At 37.6% G+C, this 25563-nt stretch carries 28 protein-coding genes and 2 pseudogenes; 17 read left to right on the top strand and 13 right to left on the bottom strand.

Features of this window, described 5'->3' with window-relative positions; all coding sequences use genetic code 11:
• The first annotated feature begins 20 nt into the window (after positions 1–20).
• Both ACTQ45_RS05640 and ACTQ45_RS05635 read left to right on the top strand, forming a co-directional pair.
• Positions 21–869: an HAD family hydrolase gene (locus ACTQ45_RS05640; RefSeq protein WP_441763173.1), complete on the top strand. Its 849-nt coding sequence runs from the start codon at positions 21–23 to the stop codon at positions 867–869.
• 27 nt (positions 870–896) lie between these two features.
• Complete coding sequence (locus tag ACTQ45_RS05635) at positions 897–1238, top strand: hypothetical protein (RefSeq protein WP_441763172.1); 342 nt, start codon at positions 897–899, stop codon at positions 1236–1238.
• Between the two features lie 134 nt (positions 1239–1372).
• Here ACTQ45_RS05635 and ACTQ45_RS05630 read toward each other — a convergent pair whose 3' ends face one another.
• Positions 1373–1582 carry a hypothetical protein gene (locus ACTQ45_RS05630; RefSeq protein ID WP_441763171.1) on the bottom strand — a complete coding sequence of 70 codons (210 nt, stop codon included), beginning with the start codon at positions 1580–1582 and terminating at the stop codon, positions 1373–1375.
• Between the two features lie 1668 nt (positions 1583–3250).
• Between ACTQ45_RS05630 and ACTQ45_RS05625 the strand changes: the two genes are divergently transcribed.
• Positions 3251–3811 carry a hypothetical protein gene (locus ACTQ45_RS05625; RefSeq protein WP_441763170.1) on the top strand — a complete coding sequence of 187 codons (561 nt, stop codon included), beginning with the start codon at positions 3251–3253 and terminating at the stop codon, positions 3809–3811.
• A 205-nt stretch (positions 3812–4016) separates the two neighbouring features.
• Here ACTQ45_RS05625 and ACTQ45_RS05620 read toward each other — a convergent pair.
• Positions 4017–4124: pseudogene (locus ACTQ45_RS05620) on the bottom strand (ZinT/AdcA family metal-binding protein); the annotation flags it as partial.
• A gap of 158 nt (positions 4125–4282) precedes the next feature.
• Here ACTQ45_RS05620 and ACTQ45_RS05615 point away from each other — a divergent pair.
• Positions 4283–4642, top strand: a complete 360-nt coding sequence (locus ACTQ45_RS05615) for a hypothetical protein (RefSeq protein ID WP_441763169.1) — start codon at positions 4283–4285, stop codon at positions 4640–4642.
• Positions 4643–4748: 106 nt separating this feature from the next.
• Complete coding sequence (locus ACTQ45_RS05610) at positions 4749–4961, top strand: hypothetical protein (RefSeq protein ID WP_441763168.1); 213 nt, start codon at positions 4749–4751, stop codon at positions 4959–4961.
• 150 nt (positions 4962–5111) lie between these two features.
• Here the strand turns inward: ACTQ45_RS05610 and ACTQ45_RS05605 are convergent, their stop codons facing one another.
• From ACTQ45_RS05605 to ACTQ45_RS05595, 3 genes are all read right to left on the bottom strand, one after another.
• Positions 5112–5345, bottom strand: a complete 234-nt coding sequence (locus tag ACTQ45_RS05605; protein WP_441763167.1) for a hypothetical protein — start codon at positions 5343–5345, stop codon at positions 5112–5114.
• Positions 5338–6186, bottom strand: a complete 849-nt coding sequence (locus ACTQ45_RS05600) for a M56 family metallopeptidase (RefSeq protein WP_441763261.1) — start codon at positions 6184–6186, stop codon at positions 5338–5340. Before ACTQ45_RS05600 ends, ACTQ45_RS05605 begins: the two co-directional genes overlap by 8 nt.
• Positions 6187–6461: 275 nt before the next feature.
• Positions 6462–6830 (bottom strand): BlaI/MecI/CopY family transcriptional regulator, encoded by a 369-nt coding sequence (locus ACTQ45_RS05595; RefSeq protein ID WP_441763166.1) that lies wholly within the window; start codon positions 6828–6830, stop codon positions 6462–6464.
• A 453-nt stretch (positions 6831–7283) separates the two neighbouring features.
• Here ACTQ45_RS05595 and ACTQ45_RS05590 point away from each other — a divergent pair, with 453 nt between their 5' ends.
• Positions 7284–7736, top strand: a complete 453-nt coding sequence (locus ACTQ45_RS05590; RefSeq protein ID WP_441763165.1) for a hypothetical protein — start codon at positions 7284–7286, stop codon at positions 7734–7736.
• Between the two features lie 64 nt (positions 7737–7800).
• On the opposite strand, the gene ACTQ45_RS05585 is transcribed toward ACTQ45_RS05590, so the two are convergent.
• The gene (locus ACTQ45_RS05585; RefSeq protein WP_441763164.1) at positions 7801–8820 is read right to left on the bottom strand and encodes a glycosyltransferase family 4 protein; all 1020 of its coding nucleotides are present in this window, start codon (positions 8818–8820) and stop codon (positions 7801–7803) included.
• A gap of 199 nt (positions 8821–9019) precedes the next feature.
• On the opposite strand from ACTQ45_RS05585, the gene ACTQ45_RS05580 reads away from it, so the two are divergent.
• From ACTQ45_RS05580 to ACTQ45_RS05560, 5 genes and pseudogenes are all read left to right on the top strand, one after another.
• Positions 9020–9847: a transporter substrate-binding domain-containing protein gene (locus ACTQ45_RS05580; RefSeq protein WP_441763163.1), complete on the top strand. Its 828-nt coding sequence runs from the start codon at positions 9020–9022 to the stop codon at positions 9845–9847.
• Between the two features lie 320 nt (positions 9848–10167).
• Positions 10168–10566: a VOC family protein gene (locus tag ACTQ45_RS05575; RefSeq protein ID WP_441763162.1), complete on the top strand. Its 399-nt coding sequence runs from the start codon at positions 10168–10170 to the stop codon at positions 10564–10566.
• Positions 10567–10576: 10 nt separating this feature from the next.
• Entirely contained in the window at positions 10577–11020 is a 444-nt protein-coding gene (locus ACTQ45_RS05570) for a VOC family protein (RefSeq protein ID WP_441763161.1), read from the top strand.
• A 253-nt stretch (positions 11021–11273) separates the two neighbouring features.
• A pseudogene (locus ACTQ45_RS05565) lies at positions 11274–12029 on the top strand (amino acid ABC transporter permease); the annotation flags it as partial.
• A gap of 1 nt (position 12030) precedes the next feature.
• On the top strand, positions 12031–12768 hold the full coding sequence (locus ACTQ45_RS05560; protein WP_441763160.1) for an amino acid ABC transporter ATP-binding protein: 738 nt from the start codon (positions 12031–12033) through the stop codon (positions 12766–12768).
• 270 nt (positions 12769–13038) lie between these two features.
• Here the strand turns inward: ACTQ45_RS05560 and ACTQ45_RS05555 are convergent, their stop codons facing one another.
• Positions 13039–13617, bottom strand: coding sequence for a hypothetical protein (locus ACTQ45_RS05555; RefSeq protein ID WP_441763159.1), 579 nt, complete (start codon positions 13615–13617; stop codon positions 13039–13041).
• 190 nt (positions 13618–13807) lie between these two features.
• Positions 13808–14854 (bottom strand): peptidoglycan-binding protein, encoded by a 1047-nt coding sequence (locus tag ACTQ45_RS05550; RefSeq protein ID WP_441763158.1) that lies wholly within the window; start codon positions 14852–14854, stop codon positions 13808–13810.
• Between the two features lie 282 nt (positions 14855–15136).
• Here ACTQ45_RS05550 and rlmD (ACTQ45_RS05545) point away from each other — a divergent pair, with 282 nt between their 5' ends.
• Both rlmD (ACTQ45_RS05545) and ACTQ45_RS05540 read left to right on the top strand, forming a co-directional pair.
• Entirely contained in the window at positions 15137–16510 is a 1374-nt protein-coding gene (gene rlmD / locus ACTQ45_RS05545; RefSeq protein WP_441752485.1) for a 23S rRNA (uracil(1939)-C(5))-methyltransferase RlmD, read from the top strand.
• A 945-nt stretch (positions 16511–17455) separates the two neighbouring features.
• A complete protein-coding gene (locus tag ACTQ45_RS05540; protein WP_441752484.1) occupies positions 17456–18412 on the top strand; it encodes a nuclease-related domain-containing protein in 957 nt (318 codons plus the stop codon).
• Between the two features lie 187 nt (positions 18413–18599).
• Here the strand turns inward: ACTQ45_RS05540 and ACTQ45_RS05535 are convergent, their stop codons facing one another.
• Genes ACTQ45_RS05535 through ACTQ45_RS05520 form a run of 4 tightly spaced genes read right to left on the bottom strand, consistent with a single transcriptional unit; the run spans position 18600 to position 21535 of the window.
• Positions 18600–19223, bottom strand: a complete 624-nt coding sequence (locus tag ACTQ45_RS05535; RefSeq protein WP_441752483.1) for an ABC transporter permease — start codon at positions 19221–19223, stop codon at positions 18600–18602.
• Positions 19220–19990, bottom strand: coding sequence for an ABC transporter ATP-binding protein (locus ACTQ45_RS05530; RefSeq protein WP_441763157.1), 771 nt, complete (start codon positions 19988–19990; stop codon positions 19220–19222). Before ACTQ45_RS05530 ends, ACTQ45_RS05535 begins: the two co-directional genes overlap by 4 nt.
• 22 nt (positions 19991–20012) lie before the next feature.
• A complete protein-coding gene (locus ACTQ45_RS05525) occupies positions 20013–20909 on the bottom strand; it encodes a glycine betaine ABC transporter substrate-binding protein (RefSeq protein ID WP_441763156.1) in 897 nt (298 codons plus the stop codon).
• Complete coding sequence (locus tag ACTQ45_RS05520; RefSeq protein WP_441752515.1) at positions 20909–21535, bottom strand: ABC transporter permease; 627 nt, start codon at positions 21533–21535, stop codon at positions 20909–20911. Before ACTQ45_RS05520 ends, ACTQ45_RS05525 begins: the two co-directional genes overlap by 1 nt.
• Positions 21536–21834: 299 nt before the next feature.
• On the opposite strand from ACTQ45_RS05520, the gene ACTQ45_RS05515 reads away from it, so the two are divergent.
• Positions 21835–22722: an NAD-dependent epimerase/dehydratase family protein gene (locus tag ACTQ45_RS05515; RefSeq protein ID WP_441763155.1), complete on the top strand. Its 888-nt coding sequence runs from the start codon at positions 21835–21837 to the stop codon at positions 22720–22722.
• A gap of 37 nt (positions 22723–22759) precedes the next feature.
• Here the strand turns inward: ACTQ45_RS05515 and ACTQ45_RS05510 are convergent, their stop codons facing one another.
• Positions 22760–23053 carry a hypothetical protein gene (locus tag ACTQ45_RS05510; RefSeq protein WP_441763154.1) on the bottom strand — a complete coding sequence of 98 codons (294 nt, stop codon included), beginning with the start codon at positions 23051–23053 and terminating at the stop codon, positions 22760–22762.
• A gap of 84 nt (positions 23054–23137) precedes the next feature.
• Between ACTQ45_RS05510 and ACTQ45_RS05505 the strand changes: the two genes are divergently transcribed.
• The 3 genes from ACTQ45_RS05505 (at position 23138) to rlmD (ACTQ45_RS05495) (ending at position 25479) form a co-directional block, all read left to right on the top strand.
• Positions 23138–23515 (top strand): MerR family transcriptional regulator, encoded by a 378-nt coding sequence (locus ACTQ45_RS05505; protein WP_441752478.1) that lies wholly within the window; start codon positions 23138–23140, stop codon positions 23513–23515.
• A 20-nt stretch (positions 23516–23535) separates the two neighbouring features.
• Positions 23536–23982, top strand: coding sequence for a hypothetical protein (locus ACTQ45_RS05500; protein WP_441763153.1), 447 nt, complete (start codon positions 23536–23538; stop codon positions 23980–23982).
• A 93-nt stretch (positions 23983–24075) separates the two neighbouring features.
• A complete protein-coding gene (rlmD, locus tag ACTQ45_RS05495) occupies positions 24076–25479 on the top strand; it encodes a 23S rRNA (uracil(1939)-C(5))-methyltransferase RlmD (RefSeq protein ID WP_441763152.1) in 1404 nt (467 codons plus the stop codon).
• Positions 25480–25563: the final 84 nt, after the last annotated feature.

Below are 25563 nucleotides of genomic sequence, written 5' to 3'. Positions count from 1 at the left end.
ATAATAAAAGGTAGGGTATCATGACGATTAAATTAATTGCAATTGATATGGACGAAACGTTCTTAAGAACGGACAAAACTTACGATGTATCACGCTTCAAGCGTGTACTGACAGCTTTATTAGAACGCGATATTATTGTGTGTATTGCTAGCGGGAATAGTTTTCATAAATTAGAAGCTTATTTTGATCAAGAAGACCGTGACCGTTTATATTTTGCCGGGGATAATGGGAATTATATTGTACGTAACCAGAAGTTACTTCATGCACTAGCGATTGAACCTGCAACAATGCTTTCGATTGAGAACTTTCTCGATGAATTTGATGGCTTTCATCCGAACGTCAGTATTGGCGAAAAAACTTATTTCCGTGAGACATCGGGAACAGAACTAGAAGTGGTCAAACGATATAACGATAATATCGAAATCATCAATCATTTTAGTGAAATTCCAAGTGCTGAACAAGCGGTCAAAATAGCGATCCACAGCGAGAAGGCTTTACATGAAAATAAAACGATGGCTCGGATTATTATCGAACGCTATGATGATGTCACGTCCGTGACTAGTGGTGATGGTTGGTTAGATGTTTATCACCGTGACGGTGGTAAAGGCGCATCGATCCGCTATCTCCAGGATAAATATAATATTTCATCTGATGAAACAATGGCCTTTGGCGATAGTTTAAATGATTCATCGATGATGCATGAAGCATTATATAGCGTCTCAATGGGCAATGCCGATCCAGATTTAGTGGCAGACACCCATTATCAGATTGGTAATAATAATGACCAAGCCGTTTTAGATATTCTTGAACAATTGTTGGCAAATGATTCAATGGCCTTCATGAAGAAATTTCGCAGAGATAAACGTTAAAATTTAGAATAGTAAAGAAGGTTAATTATGGCGAAGAAACCAACTAATCGCACAAGCAAGCACCAACGTCGAGATAAAGAAGAAGAATTTGTTCAAATCGATATCTTTAAAGTACCCGCTCAACAAGCTGAAATGTACACAGTATTACGTGAAGCGGTCGCTGAAGAAACACTCGCTATTTGGTCTGACCAATATGGCTCAGCTAAACGCGTCAGTGACAATGAGGACGAAGGGGAAGCGGTTGTAGCCTATGACGAAGCTGGAGTTGAACAAGCACGTTTATACCTCAATCCAAGCAATATCTCCCAGGCCCAAAAAGCCCGCGACAAAGACCAATTGGCTAAGTTTTTAGAAAACCAACAAGGATAGTTTAATCTGAATTAAACAAATAAACAGGCTCTGACCGACATACTAATTGTCGGTCAGAGCCTGTTTATTTTGCTGAATAGAAACATAGTAGATCTTGCTAAAAAACAAGAACAAGAAGCTTCTCAGCAATCACTTTAATTTGCTGGAATCCATTTTCCAAGCCAAGAGCCTGTAGATACATTATATTGTCTTTTATGCAGTACACCATTGATAATTTGATAACGCCATTCAATATAATCTGCTAATGGTGAGACCTCTTGATAGTTAATAGTTAAAATTGTTTCTGCCTTAACGTCTAAGGTTGGTACTGATAGACAAGTAAATAAAAGGCTTATGGTGGCCATAACAATTATTTTATTCTTGAAGTATATTGGGAAAAGCGATTTCGAATCATTTTTTTACTTTTTGAAAATCATTAATTGGGTTTAAATTTCATTATGTTGATAAGGCTATTTTTATTCCTTTTCTACTCCATAACTTAGAACGAGTTTTCATGGATTATGCTGAGGTAGAAGGTGATTTATTGGTGGAACGAATCATTTTGAAAAAGACTGAGTTGATAGTGTGATTCTAATTGATCCTGAATTAAACGTTGGTATTATGGTTATACCGTTACTATCGGACCATCGACTCCAATATGTTCTATTTCTAGAACATATGACGTGTATTATAGAGATGTATCTTTTACCGACGAGTATGCTATTTATGATAAGTACTTAGATAGATACGTAAGAACTGATAGGTATAATATGAATTCAAGAGAGGAACAATGGAGATTAAAATACTAGAAAGAGGGATGATTATGGAAAGTAGTAATAAAAGAAAAAAGAGTTTAGTAGGAATATATGTACTACTACTTATTTATATAATTTTACCAAGAATCTCTGTAATAGATAATTCACTTTTTTCAGTTCTGTTCGTAAACCTAAAACATTTTTTCCCTAGTGTAATAAGTGTGATAATCATATTATTAAATCGTTATCAAGTTAAATACGATAAACATCCAAAAATAAACCTAATTTATTCAGTTTTTTTATATAGCTTATATCTTTTCGTTAATTTGCTGCAACTTGTGATAATTAGCCTTTGATAGCATAATAAAAAAATTACTTAGGCAAATATTATGATTTATGTGACTATAAAGACCAGCAATTACATTTTTGATTGTTAAAATCAATGCATCCCATTACTCAATATCAAGGAGATAAAGCCTTCATATTATAGTTAATCAATATATATTTTCAGACCAACGACCTTAGCAAATACTAGAATACGGCACGCCGTCACGCAAAGAGAAATCTTTGATGTCATGATTGAAGATATGTTTCGCCAGACAAAAGGAGTGTAGTTTTTTTGATATTACAACAAATTATATTATTAGTATTTATTTATTGCAGTAATCTGTTATAATAATATTGGAATCGATTTCTTTGCCGTTTGTAACTTGATGAAATTAAGAATTGGAGGATTATTTCAATGGTAAAACATAGTTTTTAAAAGAAAACACTTAGTCTAGCTTTATTACTGTATACTGTTCTAAGTATCTTTTTTCCTAATAGTTCCGCACACAGTCACTCCGACATTAGTCAAACTGCTTTTTCCATCATAGAACAATCTTGTCCAGTTTCTCTCTGCTCGAGAAACTGGACAAGATTATTATGGAGAAGACTTTACAATTATATATGACGCAAATGATTCCGGTATAATACCTTTTGCTGTTACAGCTTGTCCCTATGGAAATGGTATTTGTGATGCAATAAAACGTGGAGCAGCTAAAGTATTCAATACTTCAGATACATTATTATTTCATGGATCTGCTTGGCAATGCACAAAATGTGGGACTGCCTATATTACAGAAAATGATTTAGGAGTTCCTGTAGGGAGATGGGGATCCTTTGCAGCACAAGGTAAGCTTCCAACTACTACGTACTATTATACCAACTCCCCAAGATATACTAGTGCATATGAAATCTCTGGTATTCAAAGAAGATATCAATAGAAGGTGAAAAAATGTGAAGAAAATTATTCTTATAATATTAAGCATCAGTTTTTTTATAACTTTTAATAGAAACATAATACTCGCCAATTCAATAGAAGAAAATTTTATTCAAGCTCTGTACGAGATCAATTACGATGAAGCAGTCGATTTTGATTCTTCATTAGATCAGGAAATGAAAAATAAAATTGACACTCTTGAAAATTCTGAAAGTGGTTGTCCAATAAAATTTTTCTCGTTTGACAGTGATTATATACAGAATAATATTATCACATCTTTTCATGATATTGTTGACGAAACCTACCTCGAAAAGCTGCTGATTAACGGATGGATCACCGAGAAGTATACAACAGCCTTAACAAATAAATCTGATTTAAAAATTGATCAGCTCACCTTAGTCAGTGAAGAAACCAACAGGGGTACAATCAAACAAAAGTGGCAATTTATTCTCGTTGAAACTAGTATCGTGGACGCTCAGCAAATCGATTTGTGGGAGATTGATGTTGTGACGTATCGGTCCTTAGAATCTCAAAAAATAACTTATTTTAAAGAATTGAGAAAACAGGCACAAGATTAATCAGTAAATATATCGGGTAAACTCAGAAAAAAACTCAATGAAACATAGTGAATCTTCTCGGCGTGTCGTCACGGTGTTTAGGTTCATTTATTCAAAAACTGACTTAAGTTTTGCCAACCATCTATAAACTGATATTTTACTTCAAAAGCCAGTGAGCTGATAGTATCATCAGCACTCACTGGCTTAATTGTAATTCAATCGCTGGTTAATGCGCCAACATATCATGAACGATATCTTGACCATCAGATTCCAATGGGTAATACGTTGGAATATGAGTTCTTTCTGCTAGCAACGCGTCGCGATCTTCGCCAAAATATAACCTGAATTACCGTATTTTTATACCATACGTCGATTGGGAGGTTCGTTCCATTCGGCTTTTTCGTTGTTGTGACAGTGTTTTAAGATGTTCATTCCTAATGTTTTTGGATGATTTTGAATCTTTTATATGGTATATCAAAAGTTTCAAAGAAAATGAAAAATGGAATCACTTATATTTACTATCACACCCGTTTTTATCGAGATGAGAACGGAAAAGCCAAATGTGATGAATCAGCTATCGGTAAACTAGATGAAGCCACTGATAAATTGATTTCCAACCGAAATTATGCCGAGCTATTCTTGACAACCGAACTGGAAGCCGTTGTGTTATCTAAACGGATTCAATCCGCGGGTATCCGACTGGACTGCGATAATTTGGTCGAGGAATTAGGATTCAAACTGGTACTACACATATTCCCAAAAGAAATGGCAGAAACTTTACTCGCCTTAGCCTACTACATGTTAGCCAAGGGCAATGTCTTGAAACGGGTGTTTAAAAATACAAGGGAGTAATCAACAACATAACTGTGATAATAAAAAAATACTTAGACGTGAAAAAGAAGAAGATTGCGTCAAAGTAGGTATTTTCCTAGTTCCTGCACAACAAGGCGAGATGTATATGGTTCTACGTGAAGCAGTGGCTGAGGAAACGCTCGAAATTTTGGGAGCTCAGTTCGCAAAAGCCGCTCGTGTCAGCGATAATCCAGACGAAGGCGAAGTAATCGTGGCCTATGACGAAGACGACACGGAACAAGTGCGCTTGTATTTGAACCCAGGCAATATCTCACAGGCCCAAAAGCCCGCGATAAAAATCAATTGGCTAAGTTTTTAGAAAGCCAACAAGGATAGTTTAATCTGAATTAAACATAAAACAGGCTCTGACCGACATGCTAATTGTCGGTCAGAGCCTGTTTGTTTTGCTGAATAGAAACATAATAGATCTTGCTAAAAAACAAGAACAAGAAGCTTCTCAGCAATCACTTTAATTTGCTGGAATCCATTTTCCAAGCCAAGAGCCTGTAGATACATTATATTGTCTTTTATGCAGTACACCATTGATAATTTGATAACGCCATTCAATATAATCTGCTAATGGTGAGACTTCTTGATAGTTAATAGTTAAAATTGTTTCTGCCTTAACGTCTAAGGTTGGTAGTGATAGACAAGTAAATAAAAGGCTGATGGTGGCCCCAACAATCATTTTATTCTTAATCATTAATCTCTTCCTTTGAAGTATACTGGGGTAAGGCTAAAAATGTTTCGTCGTTAATGTTTTGAAACGACTGTATAAATTGACCGTCAACATATAATTCATAGCCATTATCAGAACTAACTAAAAAATAGGCATTTTCTTCGTTAATTGTAAATGTACCTTCGGTATCAGGCCGATTCGCATAATAAGGTTCAATAATAATTGAAGTTGATAAATAAAACCCTACGATAAATAACCCAATCATTGCCGGAACACTGGGATAAACTTTATGTTTATTCAAAACATTAGAGGCACGCTGTAATAAGGGCTCTGCTGGTGCTGAGGTAAAATACAGCGCAAATTCCGATTCTTTATCAGAATAATTTTGTTCATTTTGAACTTTTAACATTAATTGGATATAGTCAATCCTTTCACTCTTTGAAAAGTTCTTAACAAGCGCTTCATCTACGCTCAATTCAATAGTTGTAGAAAATTGTTGTCTAAAGATATACATCAGAGGGTTCCACCAATAAATGATGACTAACAGTTCATAGATACCTTTTAGGAGTAAATCTATACGTGAAATATGTAAGTACTCATGTTGAAAGATATACTCCAATTCTTTCTCCGTAAAGAAAGTATTCGGTAAAATGATTGTCGGTTTAATGAACCCTACTACACAGGGCGATTTGATACTTGGCAAGACCTTTACATTGTGTTGTTGATAAGCGGGGGGAATAAGATTCATAAAATGATCATCCGAAAAGTCGTATTTCAGAAACTTCTTTAGAGTCAGATACTCTCGAATTAACCTAATAAACTTATATAAACTGCCAAGTGCCCAGACTATGCAGAGAAATACCATTACACTCATATTGAACAGTGGTATTTCAGTGAGGAAAAGATCACGTACAAAAGGAAAAATTACTTTTGAATAGATAGATATGGTATAAGGATACTCGAATGGTAGTAATATTCTAAAGAAAATTAATAATGAAATTAAATTTAACATTCTTGCAGAAATAAGTGATTTATCACTTATTTTCTTCATCAAAATATGCAACAAAAGAATAAATGGTGCACTCAAAACAATCGATATAAAAAGCGTTTTAAAAGAAAGGTTCATAGGGCAGTCTCCAATTACTCGGATTTACGCGCTTTATTTAATAATGCTTCTACCTTGTTAATTTCTTCCTCAGAAATTCCTTTTCCTTGGTCAAAGAATGCTGTCATAAATTTCTGGATATTGATGGAGTCAAATTGGTCTACAATAAATTTCTCTTGGCTAACAGTCGGAATATAGCTGCGTGAAAGTGCTTTACCACTAAATACAACCTCATCTACTTTGATTAGCTCCTGTTTGAGTAAACTTCTAAGGGACGTCTGAACGGTGCTCATAACTAACTCTTCATTTAAATCACAAATTTGTTTGGCAGTTAACGCTTCGTTTGCTTTCCACATCAAAGAAAGAATATCTCGTTCTCTATTACTGATTGTATGTTTTATCATTATAGTCACCTCACTTATAACTAACATAACACAAAAAAGTTACTTTTAGAAGTAGTTATTTCTAAAGTTTGATACAACAACTGTAATTGAAAAGTGTTACTGTTGTTTTTGGAGGTAAATGGAAGGAGAAGGGGCTTTAATCGGAGAGATTTTATAGTTGTCCTTTACAGTAATTGGCCATCTTTTCTTTTGGTTATTCAATTCAATTTATCCTTCCAATACATCTGAAAATAGCAGGGAATGAAATGGTTTTGATATGGTAGGATTAGCGCAAAAAAAGAAGAAACAAAAAAAAACAATCGATACATTTGACTGTTATGCAAAAAAATTATAATTGAATTGAAAACGGTTTCGTTTTTAAAAATCTTAGCATAAGTCATTCATTATGTCGCGTGATTATTTCGATGAACATGTTGTGGAGCGAAGTTTGTTAAAGAAAAGGAGCGATTCTTTATGAAAAAGATTGTCAGATTAATAGTAATTGCGGTAGGTTTGCTTACTTTATGGAATCCGCAAGCAAGGATAGTTTCGGCGCATGTTAGTCTTTCACCATCAAAAGTTGAATTGATCAACACAGGCACTAAGCTTTTAGAAAGTGGCATAGAGAAAGACTATCAGGCGATTCACTTTATCGATGATAATGATCCGATGTTTAATGAAGTATTCTATTACCTTGGTGTCGACGAAGATTTAGATAGGCTCATGTTTGAAAAATTTCCATTACTTACGATTGGTGTCACTAAAAAATATACTGACGCCTCACTGATTCCAGAAACCATCTACTATCATTCATTTGGCTATACTGGCTACATACCAAAAGTATCGCAGGTAAAGCAAACTGAAGAAGGACTTTTTGAAGTTGAATATATTGGCCTTGTTTTTAGAGATGGACCAGTAGATGACTAAATAAACATGAATCGCCCGCAAGTCGTGACTGACTCGCGGGCGTTTTTGGGTTCATATTCTGGCCTTAGATTTTACGGTCTTGGGCTAAGCGATATGCTTGTTCGTAGACTTCTCGTAATTGTTCGCCGATAGCAGGCAAATCACGATCCAATGCAACTTGATAGGCAGCTTCTGTTAAAGAGGGTAATTCCTTGTTTTTGAAAGCGCGAATTTTATGTTCGAATTCATCGATGTCTTTTGCCTTGTAAGTGGTCTCGCCATCAATTAGCCAATCATCGAAGACTGGAATATCACTGACGATAAAATCCGCTTTAGAAGCACAGGCTTCAATCGCTGGAATCCCTTCCGTTTCTTCATGAGTCGGAAAAATAAACAAATCACTTCCTTGCAAAGCAAGTAGGATATCTTGATTATCGACATAGCCGGCAAAATATAAATTCGGCAATTCTGTTTCAACAGCTTCTTCAATTTCATCTGGAACTAAAGAGAGGTCTGTGAAGCCAAACCAAATAAATTTAACATCGGGCATACGTTTAGCTAACTCAACAAATTCGAGAATTCCTTTACGCTTTAAATAAAGGCCAATGGCCATTACCACAAAATCATCCTCAGCATAGTCATACTGACTTAGAAACTTTTCACGAGCATTATTAATAGGAGAAAAACGATCCAAATCAATGCCATTTGAAATTGCGACAATTTCAGTGTCGAGTTCATAAGTGTCGAGGATTATTTTAGAGTAGTTAGTCGGTGTAATAATCATATCACCTAATTTATAACATTGGACCAACCACTGTTTAAAAAGAGGAGCGATTTGATTTGAAAATCGGAAAGAATCCCTGAAATCTTCTTCTGTTGAGTGGGCATGATACACCACTGGGATGCCTTTTTCACGTGCTTTACGGGCAAAAAGCATTGATTTTGGAAAATAGGTATTGATGTGTAGTAAGTCAAAATCGTCATCTGAGTCTGTGGTGAAATCAATGCCTGCAATTTCAAGTGCGCGCATTTGATGTTGGATGGATTTTCCTAAACCCGATTTTTTAATTTTCTCTAAGTGTTCACTATGTAGTAATATTTTCACGTCATGACTCCTTTGCCAAATGCATTCTTACTTCAGTTTAGCGGACTCTTTAAAACTTGGCAACAGATACATAAGATAATCGGTCGCAAGGCTGATAAGACGTGTCAGCCTTAGAAGAATCTTAGACTTTCTAGCATTGCATTCATAGGTAAAGATTGCTATACTTTTTGCATGTATAAATGAAAGGTTGGATAGAATAATGAGAAAACACCTAAGAATGCTATTAATCTCGCTAGTTGCTTTATTATCACTGTCAGCAACTATGCCTCCTGTTTTCGTGAATGCTCAAGATAATGACCCCTTATTAGTTGGAATGGAGGCTGCTTACCCTCCTTATAACTGGACACAGTCCGATGATAGTAATGATGCTGTGACGATTCAAAACTCACCCGATTTCGCGAACGGCTATGACGTTCAAATTGCTCGTAAAATTGGTGAAGCTTTAGGTCGTGAAGTGGTAATTGTCAAGACTGAGTGGGAAGGTTTATTACCAGCCCTTCAATCAGGAAAAATCGATATGATTATTGCTGGTATGTCACCAACAGAAGAACGTGCGAAAGTAATCGATTTCTCGGAACCCTACTATAGTATTCAATTCGCGATGGTGATGTTGAAAGACTCTTCATTTGCTGGAGCTAAATCAATTAGTGATTTTGCAGATGCAAAAGTGACGGGACAATTAGGGACGTTACACTATGCTTTATTGGAGCAACTGGAAGGTGCAGACGTTCAACAAGCGATGGATGCTTTCCCAGTCATGCGTGTAGCCCTTCAATCTAAACGTATTGATGCCTATGTTTCTGAGATTCCAGAAGCTATCTCAGCAACGAATGCATTAGAAGATTTTACTTATGTATTACTTGACCCATCATTTGATGTGCCTGAAGCAGACGCGACAATCTCAGTTGGTGTTAAGAAAGATAGTCCATTATTAGAAGACATTAACAAAGCGTTAGCAGAAATTTCTGACGACCAACGTGAAGAAATTATGGAAAAAGCCATTAATACTCAACCAGGCGCTAACTAAACCTACTCAGTCATCTACTTTAACAGGTAGATGATTTTTTTTTACGTTCTGATTTCTAAACGCATAAGGAATTTAGAGTGATTTTTGGTTTAATAGCCAAGGGAATGTTTTGTCATGGGAAGTATAGTATGTCATAATGAAAGCGTATTAATACTGAGGGAAGACTGTGGATATGGGCAGTGTTAACCGTAGATGATGTCAACGTTAATCCTCATTATGACTGTTACTTAGTGATGGACTAGTGTGTGGCAAATACTCACGGTAGAAGCAAGTAAATTTTCCGAGTGAAGTGACTCTGTCTTTAAAGAAAGGACAATATGATGATTGAGCGATTAAAGCAAGTCATGGTTTATGTTGATGATGTGACAGCTATGAAAAAATTTTGGATTGAACTGATTGGTTTTGAGTTACTTGAGGAGATAGAGCCTGAAGCAGGTGGCATGCATTATGTGGAGCTTGCGCCGGCGAGTAATAGTCAAACGAGTATTGTCTTGTTTGACAGAAAAGTCATCGCAGCTCAATCACCGGAACTCAATCTGGGGACTCCGTCTTTAATGTTTCAAACGCCAGATGCGACAGCTTTGTATCATAAGTTTCGTGATCAAGGAATTACGGTTGGAGATTTAGTTGAGATGCCGATGGGTCACGTGTTTAATTTTTCGGATCCTGAAGGGCATTATTTTGCGATTCAGGATGTGAAGCTAGTAGACGAAAGATAAGGGTGAAAGAATGAAATTAAATCGTTTAAATTTATTAACACTCGGTGTAAAAGATATGGCTGCTTCACTCAAGTTTTACCGAGAGGGTTTAGGCTTTGATGTGTCAGTGGTCGGCGATGAGACTCAACCTAACGTGATTTTTTTTAAGAATAAAGGGACGCGTATATCTTTATTTCCGATTGAAGATTTAATAGAGGATATTGGAGGGCCGCTTGCTTTGACGCCGCCTGAAGGTTTTACTGGTGTCACTTTAGCTTATAACGGCAAGTCGAAAGATGAAGTCGATCAAGTGATGAAGCAAGCGCTTGCTGCGGGTGCTGAGTTAATTAAAGCGCCTCAAACAACGAGTTGGGGAGGCTATGGCGGTTACTTCAAAGAGTTGAATGGCTTTTATTGGGAAGTGGCTTACGGGCCTGATTGGCAGTTTGATGACAATGATATGTTAATTGTCTAAGCATTTGAATAGGTTAAAAAGAAAGCTTATTGGAAGGAAAGATTGCCAGTAGGCTCTTTTGTTTATGTTAGGTGATTTGTGGGGCTATTTTGACCATTGCTTTTGTGGTGGATGCTTGTTAGTATATTTGTTTGGTGCATCGCCAGATTCAGGTTGGTTGAGCTGTGGGATTATGATATAATTTTCATATTATTGAAGCAGTTGATGCGTAAATGCTATTTTAATTGGAGGAAAAAAAGTGGGTACACTAGAGTTTTTACAGGATATGCTCCAAATATTTCTAGATAATAGAGACAGTTATATGCGGGGAATTGGATATACATTATTAATCTCTTTAACGGGGACGATTATTGGTCTGGGTATTGGGGTGCTTGTTGGTGTGATTCGTACGATTCCTACGTCGAAAAACAAGGGCCAACAAGTGTTCATAAAGGTTGTTAACTGGTTATTGAATGCCTATATTTCAATTTTCCGTGGGACGCCGATGATTGTTCAGGCAATGGTTTTCTACTATGGGACGGCGATTCTATGGGGGTGGAATATTTCATCTTTACAAGCAGCTTTTCTAATTGTCTCGATTAACACGGGTGCCTACATGGCCGAGGTTGTACGTGGTGGGATTATTTCAATTGATAAAGGTCAATTCGAAGCAGCGCGTGCGATTGGGATGACACATTGGCAGACAATGAAAGAGGTCGTTATGCCGCAAGTGTTCAAAAACGTTTTACCATCAGTCGGAAACGAGTTTGTGATTAATATTAAAGATACGTCAGTGTTAAACGTTATTTCGGTAAATGAATTATACTTCACGTCAAATACGATTGCGTCGAATAACTTTAATTTCTTTGGTACATTCTTAGTGACGGCTGTTATTTATTTCATTCTCACTTATACTGTGACTTGGATCCTTGGGCGTATTGAACGTCGTATGGATGGGAATGCTAACTTCCAATTAGTGGGTGGCAATCAAAACCAAGTAGCCCAAATTAAAGATAAGGCAGGTGTTTAACATGAGTGAAATTATTCAAGTCAAACATTTAAGCAAAACTTTTGGTACGAATGAAGTCTTAAAGGACATCAACTTTTCTGTTAAAGAAGGGGAAGTTATTTCAATCATCGGTTCATCTGGTTCAGGTAAATCGACATTATTGAGATGTATCAATTTACTAGAAGATCCTACAGGTGGCGAAATTAACTACCGTGGTGACAATGTGTTAGAACGTCAATATAATCCAACGAAATACCGGAGTCATATTGGTATGGTCTTCCAATCCTTTAACTTGTTTAACAATTTAGATGTCTTAGGCAACTGTACGGTTGGTCCCATTAAAGTTTTAGGTAAATCTAAGGCTGAGACAGAAGTGTTAGCTTTGAAGCACTTGGAACAAGTGGGGATGAGTGCTTATATTAATGCCCGCCCTAGTCAATTATCAGGTGGTCAACAACAAAGAATCGCGATTGCGCGTGCTTTAACGATGCAACCAGATGTGATGTTGTTTGATGAACCAACGTCTGCTTTAGACCCAGAGATGGTTGGCGACGTACTAACAGTTATGCGTGATTTAGCAAAATCTGGTTTAACGATGATCATCGTGACGCATGAGATGGAATTTGCGCGAGATGTCTCCGATCGAATTGTATTTATGGATAAAGGAGTAATTGCTGAAGAAGGCAATCCTCAAGAATTTTTCAGTCATCCTAAAGAAGAGCGTACAAAAGAATTCTTAACACGTTTCTTAAAAGGCTAATAATATTATAAGCAACTCCAGTTTCTGCCTTAATAAAGGTGGGGGCTGGAGTTTTTTTATATTGCGTCAACAAGGATCTTGTTTCTCGCTAGCCGTGTTTCAATTAGGTGAAAAGTGCCTGCGAAGTGATAAATGGGGTTGATTTCTGTTTCAAACTACTTTTAACACAACAAAAGCTCCTAATAATGTCAACAGAGATTTTTAATTCTCTGTCAACTTTATCGGGAGCTCTTTGAAATTTTAGACGAAGTCACAGTTATGAGAGGATTATTATTTAAACGGACTGTCTTGAGTGAGTTTAAAATAAGTCAGTAAGTTAGACGTAGCCGAACGATTGAATAGAGCCTCTAACTCCCAAGTGTTTGTTGGTTTTTGATTAGTATCTTGCTCGACAATTGTGAAAGACCATTTCTGTTTAATCAGGTCATCTTCAAGTGTTTCGCTGATCATGTTGAGATCTACTACAGAATAATTGGCTTGATGCTCATAGGCATATACATAGATTCGCGTTAAATCGCCGTTAATCAGCAATTTTTCCAAATAGTCAGCTTCAACTAAGGATTCGAACTGCTCATTGATCAAGTTTGTCATATACTGACTTTCAAAACTAACTAGGACGACAGGCATTAGTGGTAAATTAGGCGCCTGATTTAATTCCTTAACAACAAAATCATGATAGTCCTCTTCAATGCGTTTATCAAATTCAGCAGCTTCCTCATAAGTGACCGTATAAAGCGTCTCTATAAACGTTTCTTCTACGGTACTCGCAATGACTCGATTGATTTGAAGAGTAACTAATCCGACTAGAATAATTAGTAAGGTCGCTAGGTACCTTTTTAAAAAATTCATATTTTCACCTACTTTCATCAGCTTTTGACTGGATGAACAATCTACCTTTCTTTCATTATGAAGGGCTAAGCCGTATATATCAAATTTTAAGTGACGTTTGAATAAATGATTTAAGGCGTCTAACTATTTCCAGAATAAAAAAGCGACTTGTGTATGGTGCACAAGTCGCTTAAATAGTATTTAGTTTTAATTATTTTGCAGCGTCTAAGATTGCTTGTAAGTAACCACCAGCATCAGCTAAAGTAGCACCTGAAACAACGTCAGAAACGTTTCCGTCTTCGCCTAAACCGTTTAATTCTTCAATTGTTGCTGCCACTTCGTCAGTTGTTTTGCCAACTGCTGAGGCAACGACAGCTTGCAAGTTATCAACGTATGATACTGTTGATCCGGCAATGTCAGTCATCATTGCTGAATAGCCTTCGCTATCTACTAATTTAGAAACTAAAGTAGTTCCTTCAGGATAGTTTTCACCAAAAGCAGCAGCTGAGTTAGGAACGCCTGTCCATTGATCACCTTCAACGAATTGGAATTCGTCTAGAGAGGCCGCAACGATAACGTCACCGTCCATTACAACGTTTACTAAAGCAAATGATTTGTCACCATGTGGAGCGGCTAAAACTTGTTTGATTTCTAATTCGCTAGCTTCAGTTGCTGCTGTTGGGAATTCGATTCCTGTTTTTGCAGCTTCTAAGATTGCACCAACATAACCACCCGCATCCGCTAAAGTAGCTCCTGACACAACGTCAGATACGTTTCCGTCTTCGCCTAATGCATCTAATTCAGCAATTAAAGCTTCAACTTCTTCAAAAGTTTTACCTTTAACTGACTCTTCGATTGCAGCTAGGTTTTCATCGTAAGCAACTGTTGAACCTGCTTTTTCAGCCATAGATGCTGAGTAAGCGTCTGAGTTAACTTTCTTACTTGCTAATACTTGACCTTCAGGATAGCCTTCACCAAAGGCAGCATCTGAGTTTGGCACGCCTTCATAACCTTCACCATATTGGTATTCGTCAAGGTATGCATCAACAATAACATCGCCTTTAACTAAGACTGCAACGGATGTAAATGAACGATCGCCATGAGCTGCTAAATAAGCAACTTTTAATACAGTACCTTCTTCTTGTGCTTGAACGATTGCTGGAGTGTAATCAAACCCACTTACACCTGCTAAAACTGCTGGAGCAGCTAATGACAATGAAGCAACTAAACCTAATCCGACTAATTTAATCTTTTTCACAAAATTTCCTCCTCGAAATTGTTTCTGAGCGTATTGTAACACATATAGTGAAGATGTGCACTAGTTGTGAAGCATTTATTTATAGGGTTTCTGTGGTGTTACATTTAATTTTGTGAAAAACAAATTCTGTCTAAATGAAAAGAGCTTGATGTCATGACACTTCTTTGGAAACGCGTCCACTTAAGTTGTGAAAATATTTTATTAATTTTTTTTTAGAAATAAGTATCTTGAGCATAAGTTTGGTACAATAGGATAACAAAATGAAACAGCTAGGAGCTAATTATGAAAGAAATGCGTATATTTAAAAAGAACGAGGAATTACAAGCGACTGTCGTTGACTTAACTTCCCAAGGTGCTGGTGTGGTTAAAGTGGATGATTTTCCATTTTTCGTCGAAGGAGTAATCCCGGGGGAAGAAATTATCTTCAATATTACTAAGGCGGGTAAGAAATTCGGTTATGGTCGTTTACAAAAAATTATTGTTGAAAGTCCAGATCGAGTTGAAATTACTGATCCAGTAGGCCGTCAAGTGGGAACAATGACTTTACAACATATGAATTATCCATCGCAATTAGCCTATAAACAATCTGCAGTGGCTCAAGCCTTCCAAAGAATTGGCCATTTCACAAATGCTGATGTAAGACCAACTCTAGGGATGGAACATCCATGGGAATACCGCAATAAGGCACAAATCCCGGTTCGTACGATTAGAGGACAATTGGAAACTGGTTTCTTCCGTCGTAACAGTCACGATTTAGTACCTGTAGAAAATTTCTACATTCAACAACCAGAAATTGACAAAGCGATTGTTACGATTCGTGATATTCTACGTGAAGAAGGCGTTCAACCTTACGACGAGCAAAGAAAACGTGGTGTTATGCGTCATATCGTTGTGAAGCGTGGCCACTATACTGGTCAAATGATGATCATCTTAGTGATCAACCAAAAACGTTTAGAAAAACAAGAGTTTATCGTTGAAAAGATTAAGCAACAATTACCAAACGTTGTCAGCATCGTTCAGAACATTAACAATAAGGACACGAACGTTATCTTAGGTGGCGAGAACAAAATTTTATGGGGTAGAGACTTTATAGAAGACAAAATGCTTGATATGACGTTCCGCATCTCACCTAACTCGTTTTATCAAGTGAATACACCCCAGGCAGAAGTACTTTATCAAACAGCTATTGAGGCTGCAGGTCTAACTGGTAAAGAAACTGTTCTAGATGCTTATTGTGGGATTGGTACTTTAAGTTTAGCTTTAGCCAAACATGCGAAAAATCTATATGCCATGGAAATCGTTGCAGAAGCCATTGAAATGGCTGAGCAAAACGCTGAATTAAATTCAATTGAAAACGTGATTTTTGAAGTTGGTAAAGCCGAAGAATGGTTACCACGTTGGAACGACTTAGGTGTAAACTTTGATGTCGTTGTAGTGGATCCACCACGTAAAGGTTTAGAAGAAAACTTTGTGACAGCTGTTATTGAACAAGCCCCTGAAAAAATCGTATACGTTAGCTGTAACCCAGCGACTTGTGCACGTGACTGTGAGTTATTCTCGCAAGCAGGCTACGAATTACAATTTGTTCAACCCGTTGATTTATTCGGCCAGACACCCCACGTGGAGTGTGTCGCTTTATTAAAGAAAGTTAATTAATAAAAGAATATTTCGGACAAAATAGCGAACCTAATCATTTGGTTCGCTTTTTTGCGTTCCTTTGGTTTCACTTAGCTATTTTATCCATGAAATAGGACGTAGCTAGTTCGTATGTAAGAAACTATACGGTTTTAATCACTAGATAATAACGGGTGTTTTCTGAATTGAAGTGACTGAGTTGAATATTAGCGGAATGACAGAGAACAAGTTGCTTAAGGGATGTTTTTAGAGTCTTTGAGTTTATTTAATAGAGGGTTGAAAGCATTGAAAGCCTAAATGGCGAACAATGCTTTTTTTGATGGGGTGGGGAAGGGTTTGTTGCATGGAATTGTCAGTAATAGGTGATGTAGCAGTTTGTTATATCACTTCCAGGTGATGTAGCGCTTTGATATATCACTTCCAGGTGATGTAGCGCTTTGATATATCACTTCCAGGTGATGTAGCGACTTGTTATATCACTTCCAGGTGATGTAGCGCTTTGATATATCACTTCCAGGTGATGTAGCGACTTGTTATATCACTTCTAGGTGATGTAGCAGTTTGATATATCACTTCCAGGTGATGTAGCAGTTTGTTATATCACTTCCAGGTGATGTAGCGCTTTGATATATCACTTCCAGGTGATGTAGCGCTTTGATATATCACTTCCAGGTGATGTAGCGCTTTGATATATCACTCCCAAGTGATGTAGCAGTTTGTTATATCACTCCCAAGTGATGAAGTAGTTTGTTATATCACTCCCAGGTGATGTAGCCGTTTGTTATATCACTCCCAAGTGATAAAATCAGGTTTAATATTTTATTTTCTCATTTAAAACTATGTTATTGGACAAAAAACAGCTACAAATCTAATTATGAAATAAACTTAACGAAAACTTAATAAATTCGAGGCATATTTGGACACTAATTACGTATTTATATATAAATAATAAAAGGAGAATCAGATATGTTGTATAAAACCCAAGCACATTATTGGTTGGAAGAAATGTATGTTCGTCAAGCGTTAGATGAGAAAGAACAACAAGATTTGAAGTATTGTGAATCAGGCTTTCAAGGAGAAGTTGAACTCGCAAGTATTCTTCAAAAAGAAATCCCTCAAGATTGGCTACTTCTTAAGGACTTACGATATAGAACACGCGGGGGAGAAATTCAAATTGATATATTATTGGTTAAGCCATCAGGTGTGACTATTCTTGAAGTTAAAAATTATACTGCAGAATATATTTATAGTCAGGGCTTATGGCAAGTCAATGGTCGGCCCAAGTATCATGATGATTTTCGACAATTAGAAAGAACGCATCAACTTTTGGCTCAATTGATGCGTGAACAAGGATTTAAAATCCCCATGAGTAGTTATGTTGTTTTTATCAGTGAAGAGGATACAGTTGATATTGATGATGCTAGTTTACCCTTCATTAAACGTGCAAGGTTGCGTTCCTTTATTCGTAAATTACAGGAGGAAAGTAGAAAATATCCTCAAGAAACTTGGCAAAAAGAAGTAGAATGGCTATTGAAAAATAGTGTAGAGGATGATCATTTGATGTCTTTAACAGCAGAACGTTACGCAGTCGTTCAGAAAGGAATCTATTGTCCAGAATGTAAAAGTTTTAATACCAACTTCTATCATAAGCATTTCAAATGCGAAAACTGTTATTACTCAGAAGCTTTTTCGCGTACAGTTCTTAGAATGGCTTGTGCATTTGGAATCTTGTTTCCCTATGAACCACTCCGAGTTTTGAGAATTAAAAGTTTGGTAGATGATAGAATTAAATACAATACCATTCTCAATATAGTGACGAGTAACTTTCAGAAACATTCCGCTTCGAATAGTTATGTTAATACTCATAAGTCATTTGACTATTTATTTAAAGATAAAGCATTTAAGTACAAAATTAGACAGTAAAATTCTAACAAAATATTTATTTATTTTTCTCGGTTAGAAACGTTAATAAGATGAAAAAAAACTACAGTCGTACGACATTTTATTCCGCAATGTAGTCCGCCTGTAGGTTTAGTTTTTCGACCTCTACCTCTTAAAACAAAAAGCAAGCAGAGCCCCATTAGGCACTGCTTGCTTATCAAATTACCTATTAATCTTCCAACGGAACCACCAAACGTTCAACCACATACAATATAGCATTTACCAATAAACATAAACCTGCTGTTAATATAGTACCCCAAAATAGTTTAACTAAACTTGCTGTACGCATCCCATCAAATAGAATCGTTCCCAACCCACCTGCATTAATCGTCGCAGCAATTGTTGTAATACCTATCGTTGAAATAGCCGCAATTTTAATGCCAGCCAGTAGCCCCTTCATTGCGAGTGGTAGCTGAATTTTACGAAACACTTGTTGAGGCGTCATGCCCATCCCGGTAGCTGTCTCAACCATCAAAGGATCGACCTCCAACAAGGCAGTATTAAAACTTCGCAACAGAATATACTGACAATAAATCACCAAGACTACAATCGCAGTCGTACGACCTAAGCCAGTTAAAGGAATCAACAGAGCGAACAGCGCCATACTAGGGATGGAATAAACTACCGAAAACAAGTAAATAGAACGATTCAACCATCGTGGAAAACGAGCCAATAGCACAATCAGACTGGCCGCAATGATAATTGAGATCAACATCACCAGTCCAACAATCTGCACATGTTGCCAAGTTGCTTCAATTAAGCGGTCGTTGTAGCGAAGCCAGTAGTCAATCATTTGAACTCACCCCACAATGCTTCTTGTTCATTGACTGTATCAATCAATTTCTGAACAAAACCCGGTTGAGGAGAGCGAATAATTTCCCGAGGCGTAGCAAACTGACAAATACGACCGTGATCCATAATCATCACGCGATCGCCCAATTTAAAAGCTTCATTGATATCATGTGTCACAAAAATAAAGGTTTTATTATCTAATTGCTGATGAATTTTCTGGATTTCAGCTTGTAGATCTAAACGCGTTATGGCGTCCACCGCACCGAATGGCTCGTCCAACAACATAATGGCCGGATCAGCAGCTAAAGCACGGGCTACACCGACTCTTTGTTGTTGCCCACCAGACAATTCACGCGGACGACGGTTCAAATAATCCTCAGGAGGAAGTTTCACTAAATGAAGTAACTCTTCTGTACGAGCCAATATTTTCCTTTTGTCCCATTTTAATAGACTAGGCACAGTCGCTATATTTTCAGCCACCGTCAAATGAGGAAATAGGCCGATTTGTTGTACAACATAGCCCATTTGTCGACGAAGTTGAATCGCATCAATCCCTCGTATATCATGACTATAAAACTCAATATGGCCGTTGTCAGGTTCAATTAATCGATTCATCATGCGAAGGGTAGTGGTTTTACCAGAGCCAGATGAACCTAAAACGGTGATGAACTCGCCTTCTTTAATTTGAAAAGAAACATCAGACAGAGCGGGCTCTGCGTTTAGATGAAATGTTTTACTGACCGATTTAAATTCAATAGCTATTGGCATCATCATACTCTCCCTTCAAAAGCTACTTAAGTGAATCGAAAAATTCCTTAGCAACTTCTAGATATTCTTCGCCATCAACATCGACTTTAGCATTCAATTCAATCATTTTTTCTGTGTCCAACTGATCATTAACTTCCCCTAGAATCTCTTCAATTTCCGGATGAGCCTCCAAGACATTATTACGCACAATCGGCGCTAAATTATAAGGCGGCCAGAATTGCTTGTCATCTTCTAGAACTGTATACAAATCATTATTCACAAGCTGACCTTCGGTCGTATAGGCAGGCGTCACATCGGCTTCATCATTTTTTAACACTTGGTATTTTAAGCTATTATCATAAATCGTGGAAGAGGCCCAAGTAAAACTGCCATAGACGCCTTCTAAACCAGGAAGCCCATCTTCACGCATATCAAATTCACCTTGAGAAGCGAAACGCAACTCATCGGCGTGAGCTTGAAGATCAGAAATCGTCTCAATCTCTAATTCCTCGGCTTTGGCCGTCGTAATGACCAAACCTTGACTATCATTGGCCTGGGAATAGTCTAACCAGGTTAAGTCGAACTGCTCATTATATTCAGTCTTTACAATTTCAAACACTTTCTCCGGATCCGTTTCCATTGGCAACTGTAAAACCGTCAATAAGCCCGTACCAGTATATTCAGGATACAAATCAATTTCATCATTAGTAATCGCTGTATGTACAATCGCACTCGAGATAGCTGGCACGCGTTCCACGTCAAACCCCTCAGCCTCTAATGCTAAGGCATAAATTTCAGCCACCAGTAAATTCTCCGTAAAATCTTTTGAACCAATACGAATGGCTTCTCCTTCGTGATTAGCTGAGACGCTGACACTGCTGGTCACAATCGCAGAGGCGAACAACACTGCGACAAGACTGATTAAATATTTTTTTATCATTAAATATCACTCCTTCTAATAAAGTAATCGAACAAGACGGTTGAAAACAGAGACAGAATCGCGACCGATAACCCACCAATTAATAATAAATCTAGCCGATAAAGCCCTAGACCAGTGAAAATCAAAGTCCCTAAACCACCTGCACCAATATAAGTCGCTAAAGTCGCACTCGCGATGATTTCAACAAGCGCCAATTTAATGCCATTCAGTAAATAAGGCAAAGACAATGGAATCTGTATTTTACGAAATAATTGACGACTATTCATTCCCAAACCGGTTGCTGTTTCAATTGTGACTGCAGGCACTTCACTAAAACCAACTTGAGTATTAATCGCAATCGGAGGCACCGCCAGAAACACTAGCGCAATCGTCGCGGGCAACTTACCCGTTCCCACAATTGGAATTAGAATAAACAACACAGCTAAACTCGGAATAACGCGCAAAGCTTGCGAACCCGTCAAAAACAGATTACCTACACGCTTAAATCGGTAGCCAAAATACCCCAAGGGCAGGCCAATCAACATCGCAATCACTAAAGCACTCAAGCTCAAAGAAACATGTTCACTGACATATTGAACATACTTTGACGCATTCGTCCCAAAGTAATTAGCTAAATCCATGAACATCGTGGCACCCCCTCCTAGTGTAAGTGTAATAAACCAAGAAATAGTGCAACTAATTTGCACCCCCACCTCCGGATACAATAAGAACCACAGCCAGTCAACGAAACCAACAGCTGCAACAATTCCCAAATTAGACACTTCCATGATAAACACTCAATCAGCAATGATTATCCCAACCAACCTGTTGCTAATAGTTATAGTAGACATGCTTTCTTATCTTGTATATCCTATAGATATCGACTAACCATGAAAGTTTAGAAAGTCCTAGGAGCGAGCATACCAAAGATGAAAAGGTGACTAAAATGAAAAAGATACTTGTATTAGGTGGAACTAATTTTTTCGGCAAGAAAGCAGTGCAACTATTATTAGATAAAGGTTACGATGTAACGTTAGCGACAAGAGGCAATAAAGCGAATCCATTTGAAGGAAAAGCAGCACATATCCTACTAGATGCTAGCGAACCAGAACATGCTGGTTGGCAAAGAGTAAAAGCTGAAAACTGGGACGCGGTGTTCGATAACATCTGTTATGATGCAAGCGATGCCCATATTCGGATTGATAAATTTGGAAAGCAACTGGAACATTATTATTTTACATCCTCTTTAGCTGTCTACGATGGTGCCAAAGATGGTTTTGTTGAAGCAGATTTTGATCCAACCGCATACCATATTGACCCCGAAAAACAGGTGGATTATGGCGAAGGCAAGCGTCAAGCCGAACAAGTCTTGTTCACAAAAGCACCATTCAAGGTAACTGCCTTTCGTTTTCCAATTGTTTTAGATGAGGATGATTATACGAAACGTTTGCACCTGTACGTTGAAAAAGCACTCAACAATGACACGATTCAATTTAATAACCCAGAAGCAAAAATTAATTTTGTTAAAGGTAGTAGTGCGGCTAATGCGATTGTATGGGTAATTGAAAACCAACAAACCGGTAGTCTAAATATAAGTTCTCGCGATTCGATTAGTCGTCAAACTTTTATCGAGTGGTTACAAGAAATGACTGGGCAAACAGTGAAAGTCGACTATACGCAAGAAACCATTACTGGTTCACCGTTTAATACACGAGAGAACTGGTATCTGATTTCAGATAAGATTGAAGCAGCAGGCTTTGGACTGGATGAACTTGAAAGTTGGTTAAAACCATTAATCAGAACATTAGCGACAGAAATGAAAGCCAGCCAATAATCACAAAACAAGAGCAGCCCCTGGGCTGCTCTTTAGTTTAACTAAGTTGGATCCAAAACCACAACAGAAGGAGTGAAACGACCAAGCGTACAATAAGATGGCTCCAGTGAAATGTGTTCATTACCAAGCCACTTATGGCAGCGGCGAGTAATAAACCGACTAATCCGATATAAAGTAAATTCAACGGCTCAGTTTTAATGGCAAAATACATTAAACACAGAGAAAATAGCGGATAGAGGGCATGCACCCATTGTAGACCATAAATTTTTGCATCTTCGCCAATTGCCAGGACCGTCAATAAACCATATAAAAAGGTCAAGATTCTTAACATTAACATTTACTCACTCCTCAAGATTATTTGATATACTTATTCTAAAAGATGGAGTGCGCTCCATGTCAAGAGAGGGGATTCAAATTGCGAACGAATGAAGTGGTGGCCAGAACAGGTCTGTCGAAAGATACGCTCAGATATTATGAAAAGCTTGGTTTAATCAGTCCCAACCGTGATCACTATGCACGCCTTTATAATGAAAAGGATCTTGAGCGTCTGCAGCATATTCAGCAACTCAAACACCTGGCTTATTCATTAAATGAGATTCAGCAATTAGTAGCTTTTGATGAAAGTTTTGAAACAATTGAAGATATCCAGACGATGCCTCTCAAGGACCGTCAAGAAATAGAAAGTCTGCTAGCGATTAAAATTGCCGAAACCCAGGACAAAATAGGACGCTTAAACGCTAGCTTGGAGCAACTCATTCGGATGCACCAAAAAATAAAAAACTTGCCGGAGTAATTGGAAATCATTTTTTTCCAATGATTTATTTAGAGATAGGAGTTTTTTTAAAGGATTATGAAATTGAAAGACTTGGTCAGCAAAATCAACGTTATTTAGAAGTGTTTGAAGCAGAATTAAAAGCGGCCAATTTGAAAGCAAAGACGATTGAAAAGCATTTAGACAATACTGAATTTTATATAAATACTTATCTTATGAATCGATTGGTCCAAGAGATGAAAGACGGGTGTGGTTATGAACTCGATGCATATTTCGGAGATTATTTCGTTCGTAAAACCGACTGGGCCACACCAGCGACCATTAAAGCCAATGCCGCTAGTATTAAGAAGTTTTACAAAGCCATGCTGACACATGGGCATGTTGATAAAGAAAGTTACGATGAATTATGTGATGTCATTAAGGAAAGTATGTCAGACTGGCAAGGCGAGTGTGAAAGTTATAATGATGATGACGGCTTCTTTTTCTGATCCAATTGAAGGATATCCAAGTGTGATAGTGCTTTTGGCCGTTTTTTAGTATACTAAGGTGTATCGAGAACTTTTAAAGGTTAAGGTGAAGAAATGACTAAAAAAAGATATCCAACAGAAACACTTGAAGTAACGATTGAATTTATCAACCCAAACGGTTACGGTTATGCCCGTTATATTCATCCACCAGATCGAGGATCGAATGGAAAACATCTAAATATTAATGTAACGAATGTTGTTCCAGGTGATGTGGTCAGAGTAACGGTTGAAAATGCGAAAGGTCGCAGTAAAGCAGTGGTTGAGTATGATGAGTTACTTAAAGCAGGCCCAACCCGTAATTTAGACGTCCCAATCCATGAAGCAATTTCTGGAGGAACCCCACTACAATATATGTTGTATGATGCGCAATTAGAATATAAATCGAATATGGTCAAAGATTACTTAAAAGAGTCCGGCTTTGATCCGGCTTTAGTTCAGCCGATTATTGGGATGGAAAATCCAGAGCGCTACCGTAATAAAATGGAATTGACTTTTGGTGCGACAGGCGAACTTGGCATGCATCAACAAGGGAATTTTCGCAATGTGATTGATTTAGAAGATTCGATTCTTGCGCCAAAAGTGATGGTTGAGATTAAACATGTACTTGGTCAATGGCAAAAGGATTATAACTTTCCAGGTTATGACAAAGATGAAAAATCAGGTTTATTACGTAATTTATTACTTAGAACTTCTTTTGTGACAAAGGAGATTATGGTTGTTGTTTATGCAACGAAAGCACCAAGCGAATTGCAAGCAGCCGTCGATGATTTAGTTGAAAGACTGACATCAAAATTTGAGAATCTTGTCAGTTTACAGTGGGTGGAACACGCAGAAGCAGTTGAAAGAATTCAAGCTGATGAGACGTATATCCTGCATGGCCGTGATTATATCAATGATGAATTAAATGGCTTTAAGTATCGTATTTGGCCGGATACATTCTTTCAGGCGAATCCCGTACAAGCAGAAAAATTAGTTGAGTTGGCTCTTGAGATGGCTAATGTTAATTCAGACATGAAAGTATTAGACTTATTCTGTGGTGTGGGGACTTTTAGTTTACCACTTGCCAGAAACAGTAAAGAATTAGCTGGAATTGAAATTGTCGAAAATTCGATTATCTCAGCGCGTCGTAATGCGAAAGATAACGGTTTGGACAATACCTTCTTCATGACTTCTGACGCACGTACCGGGCTTAAAGAGTTAAGAGACGTTTGGGGCCAACCAGATATGTTGCTCCTGGATCCACCTAGAAGTGGAGCAGGCGGTAAAGTGATGCGTAGCATCGGCCGCTACGGAACGGACAAAATAGTCTATGTATCTTGTGCGCCGAAAAGTTTAGCAGAAGATTTAGTCTGGCTACGTGAATTCGGTTATGAATTGGTCACGGTTCAACCAGTCGACCAATTCCCGCATACGACACATGTTGAGACTGTTTGTCTCTTAGTCAAAATAGATAAATAATAACGATCTAGCAGTAAATTATAGATGTAGGTAGCCCATGACTCTTAAATAAAGTTGTGGGCTTTCTATCATTTGAGATTGATT

The sequence above is a fragment of the Fundicoccus sp. Sow4_D5 genome (genome assembly GCF_052116365.1).
In the GTDB taxonomy this organism is placed as follows: domain Bacteria; phylum Bacillota; class Bacilli; order Lactobacillales; family Aerococcaceae; genus Fundicoccus.
Note: the sequence above shows the minus strand (reverse complement) of the source record. Positions and strands in the feature narration are given on the sequence as shown.

Coding starts and splice junctions, on each gene's coding strand:
- ACTQ45_RS05640 (WP_441763173.1), top strand. CDS start 21: ATGACGATTAAATTAATTGCAATTGATATGGACGAAACGTTCTTAAGA.
- ACTQ45_RS05635 (WP_441763172.1), top strand. CDS start 897: ATGGCGAAGAAACCAACTAATCGCACAAGCAAGCACCAACGTCGAGAT.
- ACTQ45_RS05630 (WP_441763171.1), bottom strand. CDS start 1,582: ATGGCCACCATAAGCCTTTTATTTACTTGTCTATCAGTACCAACCTTA.
- ACTQ45_RS05615 (WP_441763169.1), top strand. CDS start 4,283: ATGAAAAATGGAATCACTTATATTTACTATCACACCCGTTTTTATCGA.
- ACTQ45_RS05610 (WP_441763168.1), top strand. CDS start 4,749: ATGGTTCTACGTGAAGCAGTGGCTGAGGAAACGCTCGAAATTTTGGGA.
- ACTQ45_RS05605 (WP_441763167.1), bottom strand. CDS start 5,345: ATGATTAAGAATAAAATGATTGTTGGGGCCACCATCAGCCTTTTATTT.
- ACTQ45_RS05600 (WP_441763261.1), bottom strand. CDS start 6,186: ATGGTATTTCTCTGCATAGTCTGGGCACTTGGCAGTTTATATAAGTTT.
- ACTQ45_RS05595 (WP_441763166.1), bottom strand. CDS start 6,830: ATGATAAAACATACAATCAGTAATAGAGAACGAGATATTCTTTCTTTG.
- ACTQ45_RS05590 (WP_441763165.1), top strand. CDS start 7,284: ATGAAAAAGATTGTCAGATTAATAGTAATTGCGGTAGGTTTGCTTACT.
- ACTQ45_RS05580 (WP_441763163.1), top strand. CDS start 9,020: ATGAGAAAACACCTAAGAATGCTATTAATCTCGCTAGTTGCTTTATTA.
- ACTQ45_RS05575 (WP_441763162.1), top strand. CDS start 10,168: ATGATTGAGCGATTAAAGCAAGTCATGGTTTATGTTGATGATGTGACA.
- ACTQ45_RS05570 (WP_441763161.1), top strand. CDS start 10,577: ATGAAATTAAATCGTTTAAATTTATTAACACTCGGTGTAAAAGATATG.
- ACTQ45_RS05560 (WP_441763160.1), top strand. CDS start 12,031: ATGAGTGAAATTATTCAAGTCAAACATTTAAGCAAAACTTTTGGTACG.
- ACTQ45_RS05555 (WP_441763159.1), bottom strand. CDS start 13,617: ATGAATTTTTTAAAAAGGTACCTAGCGACCTTACTAATTATTCTAGTC.
- rlmD (WP_441752485.1), top strand. CDS start 15,137: ATGAAAGAAATGCGTATATTTAAAAAGAACGAGGAATTACAAGCGACT.
- ACTQ45_RS05540 (WP_441752484.1), top strand. CDS start 17,456: ATGTTGTATAAAACCCAAGCACATTATTGGTTGGAAGAAATGTATGTT.
- ACTQ45_RS05535 (WP_441752483.1), bottom strand. CDS start 19,223: ATGATTGACTACTGGCTTCGCTACAACGACCGCTTAATTGAAGCAACT.
- ACTQ45_RS05530 (WP_441763157.1), bottom strand. CDS start 19,990: ATGCCAATAGCTATTGAATTTAAATCGGTCAGTAAAACATTTCATCTA.
- ACTQ45_RS05525 (WP_441763156.1), bottom strand. CDS start 20,909: ATGATAAAAAAATATTTAATCAGTCTTGTCGCAGTGTTGTTCGCCTCT.
- ACTQ45_RS05520 (WP_441752515.1), bottom strand. CDS start 21,535: ATGTTCATGGATTTAGCTAATTACTTTGGGACGAATGCGTCAAAGTAT.
- ACTQ45_RS05515 (WP_441763155.1), top strand. CDS start 21,835: ATGAAAAAGATACTTGTATTAGGTGGAACTAATTTTTTCGGCAAGAAA.
- ACTQ45_RS05510 (WP_441763154.1), bottom strand. CDS start 23,053: ATGTTAAGAATCTTGACCTTTTTATATGGTTTATTGACGGTCCTGGCA.
- ACTQ45_RS05500 (WP_441763153.1), top strand. CDS start 23,536: ATGATTTATTTAGAGATAGGAGTTTTTTTAAAGGATTATGAAATTGAA.
- rlmD (WP_441763152.1), top strand. CDS start 24,076: ATGACTAAAAAAAGATATCCAACAGAAACACTTGAAGTAACGATTGAA.